21 protein-coding genes and 1 pseudogene are annotated in these 22,187 nt (G+C 68.4%); 18 read left to right on the top strand and 4 right to left on the bottom strand.

Features of this window, described 5'->3' with window-relative positions:
* Positions 1-24 precede the first annotated feature (24 nt).
* The 9 genes from lpdA (at position 25) to IPL89_03415 (ending at position 10,586) form a co-directional block, all read left to right on the top strand.
* Positions 25-1,434, top strand: coding sequence for a dihydrolipoyl dehydrogenase (gene lpdA, locus IPL89_03375; protein ID MBK9062223.1), 1,410 nt, complete (start codon positions 25-27; stop codon positions 1,432-1,434).
* A 274-nt stretch (positions 1,435-1,708) separates the two neighbouring features.
* Positions 1,709-2,869, top strand: coding sequence for a hypothetical protein (locus tag IPL89_03380; protein MBK9062224.1), 1,161 nt, complete (start codon positions 1,709-1,711; stop codon positions 2,867-2,869).
* On the top strand, positions 2,866-3,561 hold the full coding sequence (locus tag IPL89_03385) for a response regulator transcription factor (GenBank protein ID MBK9062225.1): 696 nt from the start codon (positions 2,866-2,868) through the stop codon (positions 3,559-3,561). The genes IPL89_03380 and IPL89_03385 overlap by 4 nt, the downstream gene beginning before the upstream one ends.
* Positions 3,562-3,641: 80 nt before the next feature.
* Positions 3,642-4,817: a porin gene (locus IPL89_03390; GenBank protein ID MBK9062226.1), complete on the top strand. Its 1,176-nt coding sequence runs from the start codon at positions 3,642-3,644 to the stop codon at positions 4,815-4,817.
* Between the two features lie 119 nt (positions 4,818-4,936).
* A complete protein-coding gene (locus IPL89_03395) occupies positions 4,937-5,026 on the top strand; it encodes a potassium-transporting ATPase subunit F (protein MBK9062227.1) in 90 nt (29 codons plus the stop codon).
* 7 nt (positions 5,027-5,033) lie between these two features.
* A complete protein-coding gene (gene kdpA / locus IPL89_03400; GenBank protein ID MBK9062228.1) occupies positions 5,034-6,740 on the top strand; it encodes a potassium-transporting ATPase subunit KdpA in 1,707 nt (568 codons plus the stop codon).
* A 12-nt stretch (positions 6,741-6,752) separates the two neighbouring features.
* Positions 6,753-8,801 (top strand): potassium-transporting ATPase subunit KdpB, encoded by a 2,049-nt coding sequence (kdpB, locus tag IPL89_03405; GenBank protein MBK9062229.1) that lies wholly within the window; start codon positions 6,753-6,755, stop codon positions 8,799-8,801.
* Between the two features lie 8 nt (positions 8,802-8,809).
* Entirely contained in the window at positions 8,810-9,409 is a 600-nt protein-coding gene (gene kdpC, locus IPL89_03410; protein MBK9062230.1) for a potassium-transporting ATPase subunit KdpC, read from the top strand.
* 7 nt (positions 9,410-9,416) lie between these two features.
* Positions 9,417-10,586 carry a histidine kinase gene (locus IPL89_03415; GenBank protein ID MBK9062231.1) on the top strand — a complete coding sequence of 390 codons (1,170 nt, stop codon included), beginning with the start codon at positions 9,417-9,419 and terminating at the stop codon, positions 10,584-10,586.
* Positions 10,587-10,601: 15 nt separating this feature from the next.
* Here IPL89_03415 and IPL89_03420 read toward each other — a convergent pair whose 3' ends face one another.
* Positions 10,602-12,602, bottom strand: a complete 2,001-nt coding sequence (locus IPL89_03420; GenBank protein MBK9062232.1) for an APC family permease — start codon at positions 12,600-12,602, stop codon at positions 10,602-10,604.
* 100 nt (positions 12,603-12,702) lie between these two features.
* On the opposite strand from IPL89_03420, the gene IPL89_03425 reads away from it, so the two are divergent.
* Genes IPL89_03425 through bfr form a run of 3 tightly spaced genes read left to right on the top strand, consistent with a single transcriptional unit; the run spans position 12,703 to position 13,649 of the window.
* Positions 12,703-12,903, top strand: a complete 201-nt coding sequence (locus IPL89_03425; GenBank protein MBK9062233.1) for a hypothetical protein — start codon at positions 12,703-12,705, stop codon at positions 12,901-12,903.
* Between the two features lie 48 nt (positions 12,904-12,951).
* Positions 12,952-13,182, top strand: a complete 231-nt coding sequence (locus tag IPL89_03430) for a hypothetical protein (protein ID MBK9062234.1) — start codon at positions 12,952-12,954, stop codon at positions 13,180-13,182.
* Positions 13,179-13,649 (top strand): bacterioferritin, encoded by a 471-nt coding sequence (gene bfr / locus IPL89_03435; GenBank protein ID MBK9062235.1) that lies wholly within the window; start codon positions 13,179-13,181, stop codon positions 13,647-13,649. Before IPL89_03430 ends, bfr begins: the two co-directional genes overlap by 4 nt.
* Positions 13,650-13,670: 21 nt before the next feature.
* Here the strand turns inward: bfr and IPL89_03440 are convergent, their stop codons facing one another.
* The 3 genes from IPL89_03440 to IPL89_03450 all read right to left on the bottom strand — a co-directional run bounded on the left by IPL89_03440 (position 13,671) and on the right by IPL89_03450 (position 15,500).
* The gene (locus IPL89_03440; GenBank protein ID MBK9062236.1) at positions 13,671-14,525 is read right to left on the bottom strand and encodes a slipin family protein; all 855 of its coding nucleotides are present in this window, start codon (positions 14,523-14,525) and stop codon (positions 13,671-13,673) included.
* A gap of 136 nt (positions 14,526-14,661) precedes the next feature.
* Positions 14,662-15,054, bottom strand: coding sequence for a GntR family transcriptional regulator (locus tag IPL89_03445; protein MBK9062237.1), 393 nt, complete (start codon positions 15,052-15,054; stop codon positions 14,662-14,664).
* Between the two features lie 44 nt (positions 15,055-15,098).
* Complete coding sequence (locus IPL89_03450) at positions 15,099-15,500, bottom strand: Rrf2 family transcriptional regulator (protein ID MBK9062238.1); 402 nt, start codon at positions 15,498-15,500, stop codon at positions 15,099-15,101.
* Between the two features lie 97 nt (positions 15,501-15,597).
* Between IPL89_03450 and IPL89_03455 the strand changes: the two genes are divergently transcribed.
* The 6 genes and pseudogenes from IPL89_03455 to IPL89_03480 all read left to right on the top strand — a co-directional run bounded on the left by IPL89_03455 (position 15,598) and on the right by IPL89_03480 (position 22,168).
* On the top strand, positions 15,598-16,671 hold the full coding sequence (locus IPL89_03455; GenBank protein ID MBK9062239.1) for a sulfate ABC transporter substrate-binding protein: 1,074 nt from the start codon (positions 15,598-15,600) through the stop codon (positions 16,669-16,671).
* A pseudogene (gene cysT, locus IPL89_03460) lies at positions 16,668-17,486 on the top strand (sulfate ABC transporter permease subunit CysT). Before IPL89_03455 ends, cysT begins: the two are co-directional and overlap by 4 nt.
* A 15-nt stretch (positions 17,487-17,501) precedes the next feature.
* The gene (gene cysW / locus IPL89_03465; protein MBK9062240.1) at positions 17,502-18,344 is read left to right on the top strand and encodes a sulfate ABC transporter permease subunit CysW; all 843 of its coding nucleotides are present in this window, start codon (positions 17,502-17,504) and stop codon (positions 18,342-18,344) included.
* Entirely contained in the window at positions 18,341-19,063 is a 723-nt protein-coding gene (locus tag IPL89_03470) for an ATP-binding cassette domain-containing protein (protein MBK9062241.1), read from the top strand. Before cysW ends, IPL89_03470 begins: the two co-directional genes overlap by 4 nt.
* Before the next feature lie 61 nt (positions 19,064-19,124).
* Entirely contained in the window at positions 19,125-19,505 is a 381-nt protein-coding gene (locus IPL89_03475; GenBank protein MBK9062242.1) for a hypothetical protein, read from the top strand.
* A complete protein-coding gene (locus tag IPL89_03480) occupies positions 19,505-22,168 on the top strand; it encodes a glucosidase (protein MBK9062243.1) in 2,664 nt (887 codons plus the stop codon). The genes IPL89_03475 and IPL89_03480 overlap by 1 nt, the downstream gene beginning before the upstream one ends.
* Positions 22,169-22,187 lie beyond the last annotated feature (19 nt).

Below are 22,187 nucleotides of genomic sequence, written 5' to 3' on the forward strand. Positions count from 1 at the left end.
TGCGCCCTCATCAAGGAGAGTGAGATGTACGACCTCGTCGTGATCGGCTCGGGACCCGGCGGCTACGTCGCCGCCATCCGCGCCGCGCAGCTCGGACTGAAGACCGCGATCGTCGAGAAGGACGCGAAGACGCCCGGCGTCGGCCTCGGCGGCACGTGCCTCCACCGCGGGTGCATTCCGACCAAGGCGATGCTGAAGTCCGCGTCGCTCTACGACGAGACGAAGAACCACGCCGCCTCCTTCGGCGTGAAAACGGCCGGCGTCGAGCTCGACTACCCCGGCGTCGTGAAGTTCCGCGACAAGGTCGTCTTCAAGGGCGCCAAGGGCGTCGAGTACCTCATGAAGAAGAACAAGATCGACGTCGTGCCGGGATTCGGGCGGCTCCTCGCCGCGAACCGCGTCGCCGTCACGGGCGAGGGCGGCGAGACCGTGCTCGAGACGAAGAACGTCCTGATCGCGACCGGCTCGGTCCCGCGGGACCTTCCCCACCTCAAGGCGGACGGCGTATCGATCCTGAACTCCGACCACATCCTGAAGTCCACCTCGATCCCGAAGTCGCTCCTCGTGATCGGCTCGGGAGCCGTCGGCTCCGAATTCGCGTCGTGCTTCGCGCGCTACGGAACGAAGACGGTTCTCGTGGAGGTTCTTCCGCGCATCCTCCCCATCGAGGACGAAGAGGTCTCGAAGGAAGTCGAGAAGGCGTTCAGGAAGAAGGGCATCGCGGTCCACGTGAAGACGGGCGTCGAGTCCGTCACGCCAAACGGGGACGGCAGCGTCACGGTCACGGCGAAGGGGCCGGACGGCGGGCCCATCTCATGGTCCGTCGAGAAGGTTCTCCTCGCGGTCGGGCGCAAGCCGGTCACGGAGGGCCTCGGCCTCGAAGCGCTCGGCGTCGCGGTCGAGCGCGGCTACGTGAAGGTCGACCGAAACCAGCGCACGAACGTCCCGGGCGTCTGGGCGATCGGCGACGTGACCCCGACGATCTGGCTCGCGCACGTGGCGTCGGCCGAGGGCATCGTGGCCGCCGAGACGATGGCGGGCCATCCTACGGTGCCCGTGAACCGCGACCAGGTGCCCGGCTGCACGTATTGCGACCCCGAGGTCGCGTCCATCGGCCTGACCGAAGCGAACGCCAAGGAGCGCGGGTACGCGGTGAAGACCGGCAGATTCAACTTCGGCGTCCTCGCCAAGACCGCCATGGAGTCGACGCAGGAGGGCTTCGTCAAGATCGTGTCGGACGCGAAGTACGACGAGATCCTCGGCGTCCACATCGTCGGCCCGCACGCGACCGAGCTCATCGCCGAGGGCGCCGCGCTGCTCCGCCTCGAGGCGACCACCGAGGAGATGATCCGGACGATCCACGCGCATCCGACGCTTTCGGAAGCGCTCCACGAGGCGGCGGAGGCTGTCCACGGCCACAACATCCACGGGTAGGACCCTCGGCCGCGTCGCGCTGGCGCTCCTCGGCGTCGCCGCGGCGACCGCGGCCGGCCGGGCGCTCGGCGCGAACGCGACGACCATCGGCTTCGTCTACCTCGTCGTCGTCCTCTTCACCGCGGCGCGCCTCGGCTTCGCGGCATCGGCGACCGCGTCGCTCGCGGCGACGGCGTCCTACAACTACTTCTTCCTCCCCCCCGTCGGGACGTGGACGATCGCGGCCCCGGCGAACTGGGTCGCCCTCACCGCCTTCCTTCTCGCGTCGGTTCTCGTGAGCCGGCTCGTCGCGAGCGAGCAGCGCCGCGCGGAAGAAGCCGAGGCGCGCCGGAGTGAGATGGAGGCCCTCTACGAGCTCTCGGTCGACCTCTTCGCGGCGACGAACAGGGTCGGGGCGCTCGGCGACGCCGCGGGGCGCGCCCTGCGCTCGATCGACGCCCGCGGGGGCGCTCTCGTCCTCTATCCCGGCGTGTCCGGCCGCGGGGACGTCGTCGTCGCGACCGGCGACCACAGGTTCGACCCCTCGGACCCGCTCCTCGAGAGCGTCGGCCGGAGCGCCGAGGCGGCCGAGGTGCCGGCGGCAGACGGAGCGCGGGACGCATACCTCCCGCTCGCCCTCGGGGGCCGGTCGAGCGGCGTCCTTCTCGTCCGCGGGACGCGCGCCGACCGCCACGCCCTCGCGTCCGTCGGCCGCCTCGTCGCCCTCGCCGTCGAGCGCGAGAAGTTCCTCGAGGAGAGGTCTCACCTCGAGGCGCTGCGCGAGAGCGACGCGCTCAAGACCTCGCTCCTGAGGGCGGTGTCCCACGACCTGCGGACACCCATCACCGCGATCCAGCTCGGCCTCGAGCGCCTCCGCCGGACCGCCGCGGCCCCGGCGGACGTCCACGAAGTCTCCGCCGAGACGGAACGGCTGTCGCGCCGGATCGACAACCTCCTCGCGATGGCGCGCCTGGACGCGGGGACGTACGTCCCGCGTCCCGAGCCGACGCCGGCGGCAGACCTCTTCCGGGCGGCGCTCGAGGCCCTGCCGCTCGTCCTCTCCGCCCGGACGATCGACGTCCGGGTCGCGCCCGACATGCCCGACGCCGTTGCCGATCCCGCCCTCGCGGTCGAGATCCTCGCGAACCTCCTCGAGAACGCGGCGCGCGCCGCTCCGGCCCCGGCCGCGCTCGAGCTGGACGCCACGCCCCATCCGACGGATGTCGGAAGAGTCCGGCTGGACGTTCTCGACCGCGGTGCGGGAGTCCCCAACGACGTGAAGCGCGCGGCCTCGTCGGGCGGCTCCCCGGCCGAGGCCGGCCGCGCGGGCCTCGGCCTCGTGATCTGCGCCTCGCTGGCGCGCGCGATGGGCGGCTCGATTGCGCTCCTCGACCGGCCGGGCGGCGGAACGATCGCACGGCTCGACCTTCCCGCCGCGGCGGGGGCCTCCGCATGACGCGCGCCCTCGCGACGATCCTCGTCGTCGACGACGACCCCTCCATCCGGCGCGGCGTCGCGGCGGAGCTCGCGGCCGCCGGCTACGAAACGCTGGAGGCGGCCGACGGCGAGGAGGGCGCCCGGCTCGCCGCCGAGCACGAGCCCGACCTCGTCCTCACGGACATCGCGATGCCGGTCGTCGACGGTTTCGAGCTCATCGCACGCCTCCGCAAGGCGGGCCGGACGCCGATCCTCGTCCTGTCCGTGCGCGGCGGGGACGACGACAAGATCCGCGCGCTCGACCTCGGAGCCGACGACTACGTCGTCAAACCCTTCTCCGTACCCGAGCTCCTCGCGCGCGTGAGAGCCCAGCTGCGGCGGCACGCCGACGAGAGTGCGGCGGACGTCCTGGAATTCCCGGGCCTCACGCTGGACCGCGAGCGCCGGCGCGTCGTGGTCGAGGGCAAGGAGATCCGCCTCACGCCTACGGAGCTCGCGATCCTCGAGCTGCTCGCCTCGCACGCCGGGAAGCCCATCACGATCCGCCAGATCATCGGCCGCGTCTGGCACGGGGCTCCGGGCACGACGCCCGACGCCGTGCGCGTCCACGTCGGCTCGCTCCGCAAGAAGATCGAGCCCGACCCCGCCCGGCCGCGCTACATCGTGACGGAGCCCTGGGTGGGCTACCGGTTCGTCGCCGAGCCCATCTGACGCCCGCGGCGCCCGTCCTTTAGGACATCCTTAGAACTCTCTCCGGACTTTCTTGGCGAGGTGCGCGCACCTTCTCCGCCGTGAAGACGCTCGGGCTCCTCCCCGCGACGCTCGCGGTCGTCTTCACCTTCACCTGCATCGGAAGCCCGGCGTTCGCACAAGGCCCGGCGCCCCAGCCGGCCCCCTCGCCGGCCCCGGCCCCGACCCTGGCGCCGAAGCAGTGGTACGAGGGAATTGCCGTGAACGGGTTCCTCTCCACCAGCTACGAGTACAACTTCAACCAGCCCGCATCGGGAACGAACCAGTATCGGGTCTTCGACTTCGACGACAACACCTTCAAGGTGGACGTGGCCGAGGTCGTCCTCCAGAAGGCGGTCGCCAACCCAGGCGAGGCGGGCTTCCGGGTCGATGCCGTGGCCGGCAGCTCGATTCCGCGCGTATCCGCCGCGGCCGGGCTCTTTCGCGACGCCAGTGGAAAGGCCCAGGACTTCGACCTGCAGCAGGCCTTCCTCAGCTACGTGGCCCCGGTCGGCAGCGGCCTCCGATTGGACATCGGAAAGTTCGTGTCACCCCTCGGCTACGAGGTCATCGAGGGTTACGACGGGTACGACGACAACGCGACGCGTTCGTTCCTCTTCGGGTATGCGGTCCCCTTCACGCACACCGGCCTCAAGGCCAGCTATGCGTTTGGCGACCAGCTCTCGGGCATGGTGATGCTCGTCAACGGCTGGGACAATGCGAAAGACAACAACACGGCCAAGTCGTTCGGCGCACAGCTCGTCTGGACCCCTTCGAAGGCGGTCACGATCACCGCCAACTACATGGTCGGAGCTGAGCGGAGCGACACGAGCGGCGACGCCCGCAACCTGGTCAACGTGAACGCCCAGTGGAAGGCCACCGACCGGATCGTTCTGGCGGTCGACGCCGTCTACGGGAGCGAGCCGAACGCCGTCACACAGGGTCAGACCGCGATGTGGAACGGGATCGTGGGCTACGCGAGATTCGGACTGAGCGACACCTTCGCTCTCGTCGTCCGGGGCGAAATCTTCAACGACCGGGACGGCGCCCGGACGGGCGTCGCCCAGCAACTGAAAGAGCTGACGCTCACCCCCGAGCTCAAGGTCGGCTCCCACGTCGTCTTCCGCGGCGACCTCCGCGTCGATTTCTCCGACAAGGAGGTCTTCGAAGGTCCGGACGGGGCCCTCACGAAGAAGCAGCAGCCCACCGTCCTCCTGAACGCTCTCTACGCCTTCTAAGGAGAACCGCCAATGCTCGATGCCCTGTTCCTCCTCCTGACGCTCGGCCTCCTCGCGCTGTCGCTCTGGTACGTGAAGCGTTGCGACGAGATCTGAATCGAAAGGGAAGGTGACACGCCATGTCCTTCGAAGCCGTCCTCGGCCTCGTGCTCTCCGCCGCGGCCCTGCTCTATCTCCTCTACGCGCTCGTGAAGCCCGAAAAGCTGTGAGACCGCCATGCTCGACATCTTCCTGAAGGTCGGCGTCTACCTCCTCCTCGTCCTCGCGGCCGTCAAGCCGCTCGGGATCCACATGAAGAGGGTCTTCTCGAAAGAGAACACCTTCCTGGACCCCGTGCTCGTTCCGATCGAGCGCCTTCTCTACCGGGTCGGCGGCGTCGACGCTTCGAAGGAACAGGGCTTCAGGGCGTACGCGGGCTCGATGATGGTCTTCAACGTCGTCAGCCTCGTCGTGCTGTACGCGATGGAGCGCCTGCAGCACCTCCTTCCGCTGAATCCCGACAAGCTGCCGGCCGTCCCGGCCGCGCTCGCCTGGAACACGGCGGTTTCGTTCACGACGAACACGAACTGGCAGGCCTACTCGGGCGAGTCGACGATGTCGCTCTTCACCCAGATGGCGGGCCTCGCCGTCCACAACTTCGCGTCCGCGGCCACCGGCATCGCCATCGCGATCGCCTTCGTGAGGGGCGTCGCCCGGGTCGAGTCGAAGGGAATCGGCAACTTCTGGTCCGACCTCGTGCGCGCCACGCTCTGGGTGCTCCTCCCCATCAGCCTCGCGGGCGCGGTGGTCCTGATGTCGCAGGGCGTCATCCAGAATTTCAAGGCCTCGGAGACCGTCACGACGCTGGAAGGCGCCACGCAGAAGATCCCGCAGGGCCCGATCGCCTCCCAGGAGGCCATCAAGGAGCTCGGGACGAACGGCGGCGGCTTCTTCAACGCCAACTCGGCCCATCCCTACGAGAACCCCACGCCGTTCAGCAACCTCTTCGAGATGTTCCTCATCTTCTCGGTCGGCGCGGGCCTGACGTACACGCTCGGCTCGATGACGGGCAAGAAAAGGCACGGCTGGGCCGTCTTCTGGTCGATGGCGATCCTCTTCCTCGTCGGGGCGCTGGTGGCGGGCTTTTATGAGGTGCGCGGGAACCCGATCCACCAGGGTCTCGGAGTGGCCTCCGCCATGGGCAACATGGAAGGCAAGGAGGTCCGGTTCGGGCCCGTCGACTCGGCGCTCTTCGCGACGATCACGACCGATGCGTCGTGCGGCGCGGTCAACGCGATGCACGACTCCTTCACGCCCCTCGGCGGCCTCGTCCCGCTCCTGAGCATCCAGCTCGGCGAAATCATCTTCGGCGGCGTCGGCGCCGGGCTGTACGGAATGCTCCTCTTCGTGGTCCTGACGGTCTTCATCGCCGGCCTCATGGTCGGGCGCACGCCCGAGTACCTCGGAAAGAAGATCGAGGCCCACGAAGTGAAGCTCGCGATGCTCTCCGTCCTGATCCTCACGTTCTCGATCCTCGTCGGAACGGCTCTCGGCGTCGCCTCGAAGGCCGGGCTCTCGAGCCTGAACAACGCCGGACCGCACGGGCTTTCCGAGATCCTCTACGCGTTCACGAGCGCGACCGGGAACAACGGCAGCGCGTTCGCCGGGCTGAACGCGAACACGGATTTCTACAACGTGGCGCTCGCCATCGCGATGTTCTTCGGGCGCTTCCTGATGATCATCCCTCTCCTCGGCATCGCCGGCTCCCTCGCGGCGAAGAAGAAAGTCGCCGAGTCGATCGGGACGTTTCCCGTGGACGGGTCCGTCTTCGTCGTGCTGCTGATCGGCGTGATCCTGATCGTCGGCGCCCTCACGTTCTTCCCCGCTCTCGCACTCGGCCCGATCGTGGAGCACTTCCTGATGGGCGCCGGAAAGACCTTCTAAGGGAGACGCACCGTGACGCGAACGAAACCGACTTCCCTCTTCGACCGGGCAATCCTCTCCCGGGCCGCCGTCGACGCTTTCGCGAAGCTGCATCCGGCGCGGATGATGAAGAACCCCGTCATGTTCATCGTGGAGGTTGGGGCGCTCGCGACGACGCTCTTCCTCCTGCCCGGCCTCGCCCCAAAGGGCCTCTTCGGGTTCCAGATCCAGATCGTCTTCTGGCTCTGGGCGACCGTCCTCTTCGCGAACTTCGCGGAAGCCGTGGCGGAAGGCCGAGGCAAAGCGCAGGCGGACGCTCTCCGGCGCACACGAACGGAGACCACCGCCCGACGTCTGGTCGGCGGCGGGAAGGCGGGGCGGGAGGAGAAGGTCCCCTCCAGCCAACTCAGGAAGGGAGACCGCGTCGTCATCGAGGTCAACGAGATGATTCCAGGGGACGGGACGGTCGTCGAGGGCATTGCGTCCGTCAACGAGTCCGCGATCACCGGCGAGTCGGCGCCCGTCATCCGTGAGGCGGGCGGCGACCGCTCGGCTGTGACGGGCGGTACGACGGTGCTTTCGGACCGCATCGTCGTCGAGATCACCTCGGAGCAGGGACAGACCTTCCTCGACCGGATGATCCGTCTCGTCGAAGGAGCCGAGCGGCAGAAGACGCCGAACGAGATCGCGCTCGACATCCTCCTCGCGGGTCTGACCATCGTCTTTCTCTTCGCCACGGTGACGCTGCGTCCGTTCGCGGTCTACTCGGGAGGCACCGTCTCCGTCACGGTCCTCATCGCTCTTCTCGTCTGTCTCATCCCGACGACGATCGGGGGCCTCCTCTCGGCGATCGGCATCGCGGGCATGGACCGTGTTCTCAAGCACAACATCCTCGCGATGTCGGGCCGGGCCGTCGAGGCCGCGGGCGACGTGAACGTCCTCCTCCTCGACAAGACCGGCACGATTACTCTCGGCAACCGCGAGGCCGTGAAGATGGTCCCGGCCCCGGGCGTGGCGGAGAATGAGTTGGCCGAGCTGGCGCAGCTCTCGTCGCTCGCGGACGAGACTCCCGAGGGACGCTCCATCGTCGTGCTCGCGAAGGAAAAGTACGGCCTCAGGGCCCGGGAACTGCGCGACCTCAACGCGAAGTTCGTTCCGTTCTCCGCGCGCACACGGATGTCCGGCCTCGACTTCGAGGGCGGGCGGCAGGTGCGCAAGGGTGCCGCGGACGCCGTGGACGGTTTCGTGCGCTCTCTCGGCGGCTCGCTCCCCGAGGAGATCCGCCGGGACGTCGCCTCGATCGGGGGCGAGGGTGGAACGCCTCTCGTCGTCGCGGACGGCAAGAGAGTCATGGGGACGATCTACCTGAAGGACATCGTCAAGGGCGGGATGAAGGAACGCTTCGACCGCCTGCGCGCGATGGGCATCCGGACCGTCATGATCACGGGGGACAACCCGCTCACCGCCGCGACGATCGCGCGCGAGGCCGGCGTGGACGACTTCCTGGCCGAAGCCACCCCGGAGCACAAGCTCGCACTCATTCGGGCCGAGCAGAACAAGGGGAATCTCGTGGCGATGACCGGCGACGGCACGAACGACGCGCCGGCTCTCGCCCAGGCCGACGTCGGCATGGCCATGAACACGGGCACCCAGCCCGCGAAGGAAGCCGGCAACATGGTCGACCTCGACTCGAATCCGACGAAGCTCATCGAGGTCGTCGAGATCGGCAAGCAGCTCCTCATGACGCGCGGGGCCCTCACGACGTTTTCGATCGCGAACGACGTCGCGAAGTACTTCGCGATCATCCCCGCGCTCTTCCTCGCGACGTACCCGGAGCTGCAGGCGCTCAACGTCATGCACCTCGCCACTCCTCAGAGCGCGATCCTCTCGGCCGTCGTCTTCAACGCGCTCATCATCGTGGTGCTGATCCCGCTCGCGCTGAAAGGCGTCCAGTACCGGCCACTCGGCGCCGGCCGCATCCTCCGCCGCAACCTCCTCGTCTACGGCCTCGGAGGCGTCGTCGTCCCGTTCCTCGGGATCAAGGCGATCGACCTTCTCCTCGTCGCTCTCCATCTCGTTTGAGGTCTTCAATGAAAGAGAACGTCTTCGGCTCGATCCGGCTCTTCCTCGCGCTGACCGTGCTGCTCGGATTCGCATATCCCGCCCTCGTCTGGGGCGTGGGACAGGTTGCGTTCCGGGAAAAGGCCGATGGGGGATTTCTTAGAAAGGAAGAGGGCGGGCGCCCCGGCACCATCGTGGGCAGCGCGCTCATCGGGCAGTCCTTCCATTCCAAGAAGTTCTTTTCCTCTCGTCCCTCTGCGGCCGGCGATGCCGGCTACGACGGGACGCAGTCTGGAGGAACCAATCTCGGCCCCACTTCGAAGAAACTCGCCGATTCGATCCGCGATCGCGTCGCCGCGCTGCGAGCCGACAATCCGTCTCTTGCGGGTTCTCCCGTCCCCGCCGACGCCGTCACGTCTTCCGGCTCCGGCCTGGATCCTCACATCTCCCCCGAGTACGCCCGGCTACAGATCCCGCGGGTCTCCCGGGAGTCCCACATTCCCGCCGCCGACCTCGAGGCGCTGGTCGCGGCCCGGACGGAGGGACGATTCCTCGGGCTCTGGGGAGAGCCGCGCGTGAACGTGCTCCTCCTGAATCTCGAAGTCGCCAGGCGCACCCCCGCCCCATAATCGGAGCGTGAAACCCGACCGCGACGCGCGACCCGATCCCGAGTCCTTCCTCAGGCTCGCGAACCGGGACCCGAAGCGCGGGCACCTGAAGGTCTACATCGGGCAGGCGGCGGGCGTCGGGAAGACGTACAAGATGCTCGACGACGCCCATACGATGCGCCGGCGCGGCATCGACGTCGTCGTCGCCCTCGTCGAGACCCACGGCCGCGCCGAGACAGCCTCGCGGATCGGGGACCTCGACGTCGTCCCGCGCCGGACGGTCGAGTACAAGGGCGCGACGCTCGAGGAGATGGACCTCGACGCGGTCCTCGCGCGCAGGCCCGAGGTGGCCGTCGTCGACGAGCTCGCCCACACGAACGCGCCGGGCTCGAAGAACGAGAAGCGCTGGCAGGACGTTCTCGACCTCCTCGCCGCCGGGATCTCCGTCATGACGGCCGTAAACGTCCAGCACCTCGAGGGCGTGCAGGACGTCGTGAAGTCCGCGACGGGCCTCGAGATCAAGGAGCGCGTTCCGGACCGCGTCATTCGCGAGGCGGATGCCGTCGTGAACGTCGACCTTCCGGGGCCCGAGCTTCGCGACCGCCTGAAGGAGGGGAAGATCTATCCGCCCGTGCAGGCCGCGCAGGCGCTCGAGAACTTCTTCCGCGAGGAGAACCTCCGGGCCCTCCGCGAGCTCGCGCTCCGCGAGACCGCCGAGAACGTCGACCACGGCCCCACAGAGACGGCGCCTTCGGCCGCGACGTCGGGGACGTTCGCGGCGGCCTCCCCCGCGCGCGTCGCCGTCGCCCTGCCGCTCGATCCGCTCGTCGCGCGCGCGTTGATCCGGCGCGGCTCGCGCATGGCCGGGCGTATGAACACGCGTTGGTACGCGTTCTACGTGAGGCGCAAGCGCGACCGGCCCGAAAATCTCTCCGCGAAGGCGCACCGCGAGCTCACGGAGAACATCCAGCTCGCGATCTCTCTCGGCGCCACGATCGTCTATCGCGAGTCCGAGGACGTCGCGCAGGCCCTGCTGGACTTCGCGCGCGAGGAAAAGGTCGGAGTTCTCGTCGTGGGACGCCCGACCCGGACGGGACTCAGGGGGCGAATCGCGCCCGGAATCGTCTCGCGCCTGCTCGAGGGGGCCCGCGGGATCGACGTCTTCGTCGTGGACATCGAGCGGGAAGGGCCCGCGTGATGCGGGCGCCGGACGCTAGACCGCGGCCCGCACAGGCAGGACGATCGACTGGACGCCCTCGAACTGCAGGCGGCGCTGAATCGCCATCGCCGTCTCGCTGTGGAGCAGCCGGTGGTACCACTGCTCCTTCCGGAACACGAGCTTGCCGCTGAAGACGACCATCCGCGGGAACTCTTCCCGGAGCTCCTTGCAGATCTTCACGACCTCGTCGACCGCCTCGGTCGCGACGGCCATCCGGTAGCCGGCGTTCCAGCCCTTCTCCCGGCACCAGGAAACGTACTTCTCGAGATTGTTGCGGGTGTTCGCCTCGAGCCGCCCGACCTCCTCCTCCCCCTTGAAGCTGCCGGAATCCACGACGGCGACCGAAACGAAGATGAAGTTCCCGTAATACCTCGGGAACAGGGAGTGGATCGAGAGGATCTGGTGGAGGCCGTAGCCGGAGAAGCGGTCCACCGTGAGGACGGCCGTGGGAAGGCGGCGGTCGAGAGTGTCGAGTCCGTCGCCGGGCGCGGGGAGGGGCGCGATCGGCGCGAGGATCTCGTCCAGCCGCTTGAGGTCCTCCGCGACGTGCTCGTAGTGTCGCTTGATCAGGAAACAGAGACAGACCGTCGCGCTCGTCACGATCGTCGTCACCCAGCCGCCCTCGGCGAACTTCTCGAAGAGCGTGACCCCGAGGATCGTGAGGCAGAGGACGAGGCCCGTCCCGTGAATCGCGAGGAGGCCCTTCCAGTGCGGCTCCTTGTGCCGGTCCACGATCCAGTGGCGCGACATGCCGAGCTCGGTCAGGGAGAACGTGATGAAGACGTTGATCGAGTACATCACGACGAGCATCGTGATGTTGCCGCGCGTATACAGGAGGGCCGCGATTGCCGCGAGACCCATGAGGACGACGCCGTTCTGGGTCACGAGGCGGTCGGAGAGCTGCGAGAAGCGGCGCGGCACCCAGGAGTCGACGGCCATGTTCCCGAGGACGCGCGGGCCGTCGAGGAAGCCGGCCTGCGCCGCCACGAAGAGGAGGGCCGCCTCCGCGACGAGGAGCGTGAGCACGAACGCGCTCCCCACCGCGAAGCCTCCGATCTTCCAGTGGCCGAACAGGGCGTCGAAGAGGACGAAGTTCATCGTCTTGCCCTCGTGGGGCCGCGCCGCCACGAGGAGGTATCCGAAGAGAATGCCTCCGGCCGTGAACGCGAGCGAGAGGGCCATCAGGAGCATGGTCCTCTTGCCGGTCTTCACACGCGGCTCGCGGAGCATCGAGACGCCGTTCGAGACGGCCTCGATTCCCGTGTACGTGCCCCCTCCCATCGAATAGGCCCTCAGGAGGACGAAGGCGAGCGGCCAGAACCCCATCGTCGCCGTCGAGGCGTGGAAATCGCGCGCGGCACCCGAGAAGACCTCGGGAAGGGCCGTGAGGTGCGAACCGAAGGAATAGAGGATCGCGAAAGCGTGCGTCCCGATGAAGACGAGAAAGATCGGGGCGAGGATCGTCACGGATTCCTTCACGCCCCGGAGGTTCAGGACGATCAGGAGGAGGAGAACCGCGATCTCGACCGGCAGCTTGTAACGGGCCATCGCAGGCGAGAGGAAGTTCCAGATCTGGTCGCAGCCCGAGGCGATTGACACGGTGATCGTCAGGACGTAGTCCACGAGGAGGGCGCAGCCCGAGACGACGCCCGCATGCTTTCCGAGGAGCTTCGTCGCCACGAGGTAGCCGCCGCCCCCGCCCGGGAAATGCTCGATGAGGTTCGAGTACGCGTAAGAGATGACGCCCACGGTGATCGCGGTCATCGCGACCAGGACGATCGCGAGGGAGCGGTGCTCCCCGAGCGCGCGAAACGCTTCGTCCGGCCCGTATGCGGAAGAGGACAGACCGTCCGCGCCGAGCCCGACCCACGCGAGGAACGCGATGAGCGACAGCCGGTGGAAGACGTGCGGGTCCTTGACGTCGCGCGGCTTGCCGAGAAGGACCTGGGAGAACTTGCTTGACTCGGCCATCGAAGGCCGCACGGGGCGGCCCATCCGAGTCTGCGGCGCTGCCACCCCGCCCGGCGAACGCCTTTAGGGTTTCTTTAGACCTTTCTCCGGACTTCCTCGGGTCCGGAGACGCAACTTCTTGCACATGAACGATCTCGCTCCCCAGGTCCCGCGCGGCGCCGCCACCGCGGCCCTCGTCGCAGCCTCGCTCCTGAGCCTCGTCGGAGGCGCGCTCGTCGCCGTGCCTCTCCACGGCGTGCTGCGCTTCGCCGTCGGCATGGGAGGTTTCGCGGGATACGTCGGGCTCTTCGCGCGCGCCCTCAAGGGCCTCGGGCGCCCTGGTTGACGGATCGCCCGGGGAGGGGCAGATTCCTCCCGTGAGACCGGCTCGCACATGAGGTCGCTCCCCGACCTTCCCGCGCCGCCGCCCATGACGGCCTGCACGTGCCTGAGCCTCTCGTTCGCCGAGGTCGCGGCCCGGCTCGACCGCGAGGGCCGGCCATCCGGGGATGCCGAGCGCGTCACGGGATGCGGGTCGATCTGCACGGCCTGCCTCCCGGACCTCCAGCGATACCTCGCGGCCCGCACGGCCCCCCGAACGACGGAAGGAGCACACCCACGATGAAGGGCAACGAAAAGGTCATCCAGATTCTCAACGACGTCCTCTGCGCCGAGCTGACGGCCGTCAACCAGTACTTCATCCACGCGATGATGTGCGCGAACTGGCGGTACAAGAAGCTGGCGGACCACAGCCGCGAGGAGTCGATCGACGAGATGAAGCACGCCCAGTCGCTCATCGAGCGGATCCTCTACCTCGAGGGCGTGCCGAACATGCAGAAGTACCTGCGGATCAACGTCGGCCAGACCGTGCCCGAGCAGCACGCCTTCGACCTCGAGGTCGAGCGGGCCGCCGTCGAGCGACTGAACGCGGGCCTCGAGCTCTGCCGTTCCGTCGGCGACAACGGGTCGCGCATGCTCCTCGAGGCGATCCTCAAGGAGGAGGAGGGCCACATCGACTGGCTCGAGGCTCAGCTCCAGCAGATCGCGGACATCGGCCTGCAGAACTATCTCGCTCTGCAGGCCGAGACCTGAAATCCGGCCGCCCCGGGAGAACTACTCCCCGGTCGTCGTCTTCTGTGCGAGGGCCGTCATGCCCGAGAGCCCGCCGAGCCCCATCGTCTCGACGGCGCTCGACGGCACGATGACCATCGAGCCCTTCTCCTTGATCGCCTCGTAGAGCATGTTCATCGCGCGCAGGTGCAGCGCGAGTGGGTGGTCCTTGTAGGCGTCTCCCGCCTCGACGAAGCGCGCCGAGATCTCCGTCTCCGCGGTGCCGAGGATGATGCGGGCCTGGCGTTCGCGTTCGGCCTGTGCCTGGCGCGACATCGCGTCTTCGAGGTCGGCGGGGATCTTCACGTCACGGATCTCGACGGACTGGACGGTGATCCCCCACGGGTTCGTCTTCTCGTCGAGGATCGTCTGGAGCTGCTTCCCGAGCCGCTCGCGCTCCGTGATCATCTCCGCCAGCTGGTGGCGGCCGATCGTCTCGCGGAGCGCCGTCTGCGCCGAAAGCGCGACCGCGTCGAGGTAGTCCGCCACCTCGAGGACCGACTTCTGGGCGTCCCAGACGGTCCAGAAGACGATCGCGTCGACGTTCACGGGGACGGTGTCCTTCGTGAGGGCCGACTCCGCCGAGACGTCGGTCACGCGGACGCGCTGGTCCACGAGCTGCGTGATCTGGTCGATGACGGGGATCAGCGCGAAGAATCCCGGCCCCTTGAGGCCCCGGAACTTCCCGAAGCGCAGAACCACCGCGCGCTCCCACTGATTGGCGACCTTGAGCGCGAAGAGGAGGTAGACGCCGAGGACGATCCCGGCGACGAGAGCGGCAGGAGACTGCGCCGCGACGGCCCCGGCGATTCCCACGAGGATCGACAGGAAGAACGCGAGAAAGCTCACGCCGTTCACGTATCGGCGCGCCTGGGTGTCCCTCTCGCTCTGGCGCTGCCGGCGTTCGGACGGCGTCGAACGGTCCGTTTCGGCGGCCGCCCGGGCCTCCTTAACTTTCTCGGTGAGCCGGGGAAAGATGACTGGGTTCACGGCGTTACCTCCTGCCGGCCTCTTCGGTGCGCTCGAGAAGGGCTTCGGCAAACTCTTCGTGTGTGAATCCCTGGGCGGTGGCGGTCGTCAGAAACTGGTCCACGAGACGCTCGAGGGCCTTTCGGCGATCGGCGGTCTTCTTCTCGGGCTTGCGCGCGGAGACGAACGTGCCGGTCCCCTGCTGCGTCTCGACGATCCCGCGGATCTCCATCTCGCGGTAGGCGCGCGCGATCGTGTTCAGGTTCACGGAGAGCTCGACGGCGAGCGCCCGGACCGTGGGGAGCTGGACGCCCGGCTTCAGCCGCCCGTCGCCGACGGCGAGGAGCACCTGGTCGATGACCTGCCGGTAGAACGGCACGCCGGACGCAGGGTCGAGGCGGAACGGGGGGCTCGCCATGGTCTTAATGTACTAGTTCACTAGTACAACGTCAAGGGGCGATTTCAGAGCACGTCGGCGAGCGTCGCCTTCTCGAGCTTCGTGGAGACGAAGTCCCGGATCTCCTTGAAGACGCGGAGCAGCTTCTTCTCGCGCTCGACGGGCGTGGACTCGTAGAAATACGTGCTGACGGACTCGGTGGGCGCGAGGGCGCCGTCCAGCAGGCGCACGACCTCGGCCAGCGAGATCTTCGACGCAGGGCGCCCCAGCCGGTATCCCCCGTGCGGCCCCTTCTGGCTCTTCACGAGGCCCGCGCGCTTGAGCGCCATCAGGAGCTGCTCCAGGAACTTCGCGGGCAGCCCCTGCGCCTCGGCGATGGCCGAGACGGCGACGTACCCCTCGCCCTCCGCACGCGCGAGGTGGATGAGCGCGAGCAGGGCGTATTCGCTGCGGCGGGTGAGCTTCACGGACCGATTGTCCCCCGAACGGATAATACTTGACTAGACTAGTGGGATAAGTAATATAAAAGAGAAGAAAGAAGATTTTCTTAGAAGGTAATAGGGCATGGCTCCGATCGTTCAGAACCCGTCGACTCGCGTCTGCCGCACGCTCGTGCGCCTCACCGCAACCCTCGCTCTTCTCTTCACCTTCAAAGAAATCTTCTCTTCCTCTTCTCTTTCTCTCGCGGCACCCACCGCCACGCTGCTGAACGTCTCCTACGACCCCACACGCGAGCTCTACGAAGAAATCAACGCCGCATTCCGGAAGAAGTGGGAGCCGGCGCACGGGCCGATCACGATCCGCCAGTCCCACGGAGGATCGGGCAAGCAGGCCCGCGCGGTCATCGACGGTCTCGAGGCCGACGTCGTCACGCTCGCCCTTGCGGGTGACATCGACGCGATCGCCGAGAAGAGCGGCCTCCTCCCCGCCGCGTGGCAATCCCGGCTGCCGCAGAACAGCGCCCCGTACACGTCCACGATCGTCTTCGTCGTCCGCAAGGGCAACCCGAAGAAGATCCGCGACTGGGACGACCTCGCGAGGCCCGGCGTCGCCGTGATCACGCCGAACCCGAAGACCTCGGGCGGCGCGCGCTGGAACCACCTCGCCGCGTGGGGCTGGGCCTTGCGGCAGAAGGGCGGCAGCGAGGCGACGGCACGCGAGTTTCTGACCCGCTTCTACCGGAACGTCCCGGTGCTCGACACCGGCGCCCGCGGGTCGACGGTGACGTTCGCAGAGCGGGGAATCGGAGACGTCCTCGTCGCCTGGGAGAACGAGGCGTTCCTCCTCACGAAGGAGATCGGGAAGGACAGGTTCGAGATCGTCGTGCCGTCCGTCAGCATCCTTGCCGAGCCGCCCGTCTCCCTCGTGGACAGGAACGCCGACAAACGTGGGACGCGCGCCGCCGCGCAGGCCTATCTCGAGTTCCTCTACACGGACGAGGGACAGGAGATCGTCGCGAAGCACCACTACCGCCCGCGCTCGGCCGCGGTCGCCGCGCGCTACGCCGCGACGTTTCCGAAGGTCTCGCTCTTCACGATCGACGGCGCGTTCGGCGGCTGGAAAAAGGCCCAGAAGGCTCACTTCGACGACGGCGGCGTCTTCGACGCCGTGACGGCCGCCACGCAGGGCGCCCGGTGACGACGAAGCGCCGACAAGGCGTCCTCCCGGGCTTCGCGCCCGCGCTCTCCCTGGCTTCGCTCTACGTGGGCCTCGTCGTCGTCCTTCCGCTCGCCGCGCTCGCGCTGCGCGCTGCGAGCCTCACGGGCGATGACTTCCTGCGAATCGTCACGGCGCCGCGCGCCCTCGCCGCGTACCGGTTGAGCTTCGGCGCGGCGCTCCTCGCCGCGCTCCTGAACGCCGTCTTCGGCCTTCTCGTCGCGTGGGTCCTCGCGCGCTACCGCTTCCGCGGGCGCGCGATCCTCGACGCGTTCGTGGACCTTCCGTTCGCGCTCCCGACGGCCGTCGCGGGCCTCACGCTTACGGCGCTCTACTCAGGCCAAGGCTGGATCGGCCGGTTCCTCGAGCCGCTCGGCCTGAAGGTGGCCTTCGCGCCGGCCGGCGTCGTCCTCGCGCTGACGTTCGTCGGCCTGCCGTTCGTCGTGCGCGCCGTCCAGCCCGTCCTTCAGGATCTCGACCCCGAGCTCGAGGAGGCCGCCGGTGTCCTCGGGGCCTCCCGCCTGCAGGCGTTCCTGCGCGTCGTCTTCCCGAACCTTCTCCCGCCGCTCCTCACGGGGTTCACGCTCGCGTTCGCGCGCGCCCTCGGCGAGTACGGCTCGATCGTGTTCATCTCGGGGAACCTCCCGATGAAGACCGAGATCGCGCCGCTCCTGATCGTCACGAAGCTCGAGCAGTACGACGAGGCCGGCGCCACGGCGATTGCGGTCGTCCTCCTCCTCGCCTCCTTCGCCCTCGTCTTCGCCGCGAACGCCCTCCAGCGCTGGACGCGAAGGCGTGCCGGCGCCTCGGCCATGGCCGCGAGCCGCGGCTTTCGCCCCGCGCCGACGCTCGCCGAGCGGCCCGCAGTCCGCCGTGCCCTCGTGGGCGCCGCGCTCGCGTTCCTCGGTCTCTTCGTCTTCCTCCCGCTCGCGTCGGTCTTCGCGCAGGCGCTCCGGAAGGGCCCGGCCGCGTACCTCGCCGCGATCACGGAGCCGAACGCCCTCGCGGCGATCCGGCTCACGCTCCTGACCGCCGCGCTCGTCGTGCCGTTCCATCTCGTCTTCGGCCTCCTGACGGCCTGGCTGGTCGCGAAGTTCCGGTTCCGGGGCAAAGGGTTCCTCGTCGCGCTCGTAGACCTCCCGTTCGCGGTCTCTCCCGTCATCGGCGGTCTCGTCTTCGTCCTCCTCTTCGGCCGGCGCGGCCTCCTCGGACCGTTTCTTCAGCTGCACGACTGGAAGGTGATCTACGCGGTGCCGGGCATCGTGCTCGCGACCATCTTCGTCACGTTCCCGTTCGTGACGCGCGAGGTGCTCGCGGTGATGGAGGCGCAGGGCAATGCCGAGGAGGAGGCCGCACTCACGCTCGGCGCAAACGGGTGGCAGACGTTCTTCCGCGTGACGCTCCCGAAGGTGCGGTGGGGGCTGCTCTACGGCGTCGTCCTCTGCAACGCGCGCGCGATGGGAGAATTCGGCGCCGTGTCGGTGGTCTCGGGACACATCCGCGGGGTCACGAACACGATCCCGCTGCACGTCGAGATCCTCTACAACGAGTACGACATGACGGGCGCCTTCGCCGTCGCGTCCCTCCTCACGTTCCTCGCGCTCGTGACGCTCGCCGTCCGGAAGCTCGAGGAGGCCCGGGTGGCCGCGCGATGAGCGTCGAGGTCCGCAACCTCGCGCGCCGATTCACGGACGACGGCCCGCCCGCGGTGGCCGACGTGTCGTTCACGGCGCCGACGGGCGCGATCACGGCCGTGCTCGGCCCTTCCGGAGCAGGCAAGTCGACGGTCCTCCGGATCATCGCGGGCCTCGAGGAGCCCGACGCGGGCCGCGTCCTTCTCTCGGGCGAGGACGTCACGACGACGCCGGTCCAGAAGCGCGGCGTGGGCTTCGTCTTCCAGGGTTACGCGCTCTTCGGCCACCTGACCGTGCGCGAGAACGTGGCTTTTGGTCTTCGGGTCCGCCGTGTCCCGCGCCGGGAGGCCTTCGCGAAAGCCGACGAGCTCCTCGCTCGCGTGCAGCTCGACGGCCTCGAGGGGCGGCGCCCGAACGAGCTCTCCGGCGGGCAGCGGCAGCGCGTCGCGTTCGCGCGTGCCCTCGCCGTGAACCCGCGCGTCCTCCTCCTCGACGAGCCGTTCGGCGCGCTGGACGCGGGCGTGCGGCTCGAGCTCGGCGAGTGGCTCCTCCGACTGCACGACGAGACGGGCCTCACGACGCTCCTCGTCACACACGACCAGCCCGAGGCCTTCTCCCTCGCCTCGCACCTCGTCGTCCTCTTCGACGGGAAGGTCGCGCAGGCCGGCACGCCTGCCGAGCTGCGGGCGCAGACAACCGACGAACGCCTCGCGGCCTTCCTGAGAGTCGTCCGGCGCTGAACGGTCTGGCGCACCGACCGTCCCGGCTCTCCCCTGTAGCATCCCGCGCAGGGGGAACATCATGAAGAGGATCGCCGGTACCGGAATCATCCTCGCCTCGGTTCTCGGCGGGATCGCCGGAAGCCTCGCCACTGTGGCCGTCCGTAGCGCCAACGCGGTCGCCGCCCCTCAGACGGTCGCGGGAACGTCGACGATGGCGCTCCCGCCTTCGGCCGAGGCGAGAATCGCGCAACTGGAGCAGAAGCTCGCCGCCCTGAAAACCGCCTACGAGGGCCATGGCCATCCGTACACGGCCCCGGGCTGCGGCGGGCGCGTGGCCCTGTCCGTCTTCAAGGAGTTCCTCTCGCGGCCGTCACCGCCCCCTTACACGATCTGCCTCATCCCGGACGGATCGAGCCCGATCGCGGCGGGGACGACCTCAAAGCCGGTGGCCGCCCACTGATGCCGCAGGCCGGGCCGCTCGATCCGGAGTCCCTCCGCCTCGAGGAGGATCGCTCCCGCAAGGCGAACTGGAAGCGCTGGGGGCCGTACCTTTCCGACCGCCAGTGGGGCACGGTGCGAGAGGACTACGGCGCCGAGGGCCAGCCCTGGACGTACTTTCCGCACGATCACGCGCGCTCGCGCGCCTACCGCTGGGGCGAGGACGGCCTCGCGGGTTTCTCCGACCGCCACGGCCTGATCTGCCTCGCGCCGGCGCTCTGGAACGGGCACGATCCGATCCTCAAGGAGCGCCTCTTCGGCCTCTCCGGGCCCGAGGGCAACCACGGCGAGGACGCGAAGGAGTACTGGTTTCACCTCGACGGGACGCCGACGCATTCGTACATGCGGATGCTCTACAAGTACCCGCAGGCCGAGTTTCCGTACCGCGCCCTCGTCGAGGAGAACGCGCGGCGGACGCGCCTCGATCCCGAGTTCGAGCTCCTCGACACCGGTGTCTTCGCGGAAAGCCGCTACTGGGACGTGTTCGTCACGTACGCGAAGGCCTCGGCGGAGGACCTCCTCGTGACGATCGAGGCCGTCAACCGCGGCCCCGACGCGGCTCCGCTCCACGTCCTCCCGACGATCTGGTTTCGCAACACGTGGTCGTGGGGCCTCGATGCGCGCCTGCCCCGCCTCGAGGCGTCGGCGCCTCCGGCCGGCGCCGCGGCGATCGCGGTCCACCACCCGTATTACGGCGGCCGGACGCTCTACGTCGAGGGTGCGCCGGATCTCCTCTTCACGGACAACATCTCGAACGCCCGGAAGCTCTGGGGCGCCGAGGACGAGGGCCGGTTCGTGAAGGACGCCTTCCACGAGCGCGTCGTCCACGGCGTCACGGAAGCCGTGAACCCGGCGGGCTACGGGACGAAGGCGGCCGCCTGGTTCCGTTTCGACGTCCCCGCGGGCGAATCGCGCACGGTGCGGCTGCGCCTCACGGACCGCTCCCTCGCGGCGCCGTTCGACGAGGAGTTCGACCGAGTCCTCGCGGCGCGCCGGGACGAGGCGGACGCCTTCTACGCCCGCGTGATTCCCCGCGAGCTCTCCGCCGACGCGAAGAACGTGATGCGGCAGTCGTTCGCGAGCATGCTCTGGTCCAAGCAGTACTACGGCTACGACGTCGCGCGCTGGCTGAGGGGAGACCCCGGCCAGCCGTCCGCTCCGGACGAGCGTCTCCGCGGGCGCAACGCAGCCTGGCAGCACCTCTTCAACGCCGACGTCCTCTCGATGCCGGACAAATGGGAATACCCGTGGTACGCCGCGTGGGACCTCGCCTTCCACACGATCCCGCTCGCGCTCGTGGACCCTGACTTCGCCAAGGACCAGTTGGTCCTCCTCCTGCGCGAGTGGTACATGCACCCGAACGGGCAGCTCCCCGCGTACGAGTGGAAGTTCGAGGACGTGAACCCGCCCGTTCACGCGTGGGCCGCGTGGCGCGTCTACAAGATCGACGCGAAGCGGTCTGGCACGCCCGATCGCGCGTTCCTCGCGCGCGTCTTCCACAAGCTGCTCCTGAACTTCACGTGGTGGGTGAATCGCAAGGACCAGGACGGAAACAACGTTTTCCAGGGAGGCTTCCTCGGGCTCGACAACATCGGTCTCTTCGACCGAAGCAAGCCGCTCCCGTTCGGCGCCACGCTCCAGCAGTCCGACGCGACGAGCTGGATGGGGATGTACTGCCTGAACATGGGCACGATCGCCCTCGAGCTGGCCCGCGAGGACAAGGCCTACGAGGACATCGCCTCGAAGTTCTTCGAGCACTTCATGTACATCTCGAAGGCGATGAACGCGCCGGAGCACGGCACGGGGCTTTGGGACGAGTCGGACGGCTTCTTCTACGACGTCCTTCGCCTCGCCGACGGCCACGGCATCCCGATGAGGATCCAGTCCATGGTCGGCCTCATCCCGCTCTTCGCCGTCGCGACGCTCGAGCCCGCCCACCTCGAGGCCTTCCCCGGCTTCCGCCGACGGATGCAGTGGTTCCTCGACCACGGCGCGGCGTATGGCGCGAAGGTCGAGACGCAGACAACGGCCGCGGGGACGCGCCGCCTGCTGTCCCTCGTGGGGAGGGAGCGCCTTCGGCGCATCCTCGACCCGCTCCTCGACCCCGACCGCTTCCTGTCCGACCACGGGATCCGGTCGCTTTCCCGGGCGCACCGGGACCGCCCCTTCGTCGTGCCATGGGACGGCCGCGAGTTGCGCGTCGACTACGAGCCGTCCGAGTCGCGGACCAGCCTCTTCGGGGGCAACTCGAACTGGCGCGGCCCCGTCTGGTTTCCGGTGAACTTCCTGCTGATCGAGTCGCTCCAGAAGTTCCACCACTTCTTCGGCGACACCTTCACGGTGGAGTTTCCGAAGGGCTCCGGACGCGAGCTCAGCCTCTGGCAGGTCGCCGACGAGCTTTCCCGGCGCCTCACCGGGATCTTCCTCGCCGGGCCGGACGGCCGGCGGCCCGCGTTCGGCGGGACCGGGATCTTCCAGGCGGACCCCCACTGGAGGGACCTCCTCCTCTTCCACGAGTACTTCAACGGCGACGACGGAGCCGGGCTCGGCGCCTCCCACCAGACGGGCTGGACCGGCCTCGTGGCCAAGCTCCTCCAGCAGGCCGGAGACGGCCGGCCGGAATAGAGGCGCCCCTTCGCGTCAT

It is taken from the genome of Acidobacteriota bacterium (assembly GCA_016716715.1).
Lineage (GTDB): Bacteria > Acidobacteriota > Thermoanaerobaculia > UBA5066 > UBA5066 > Fen-183.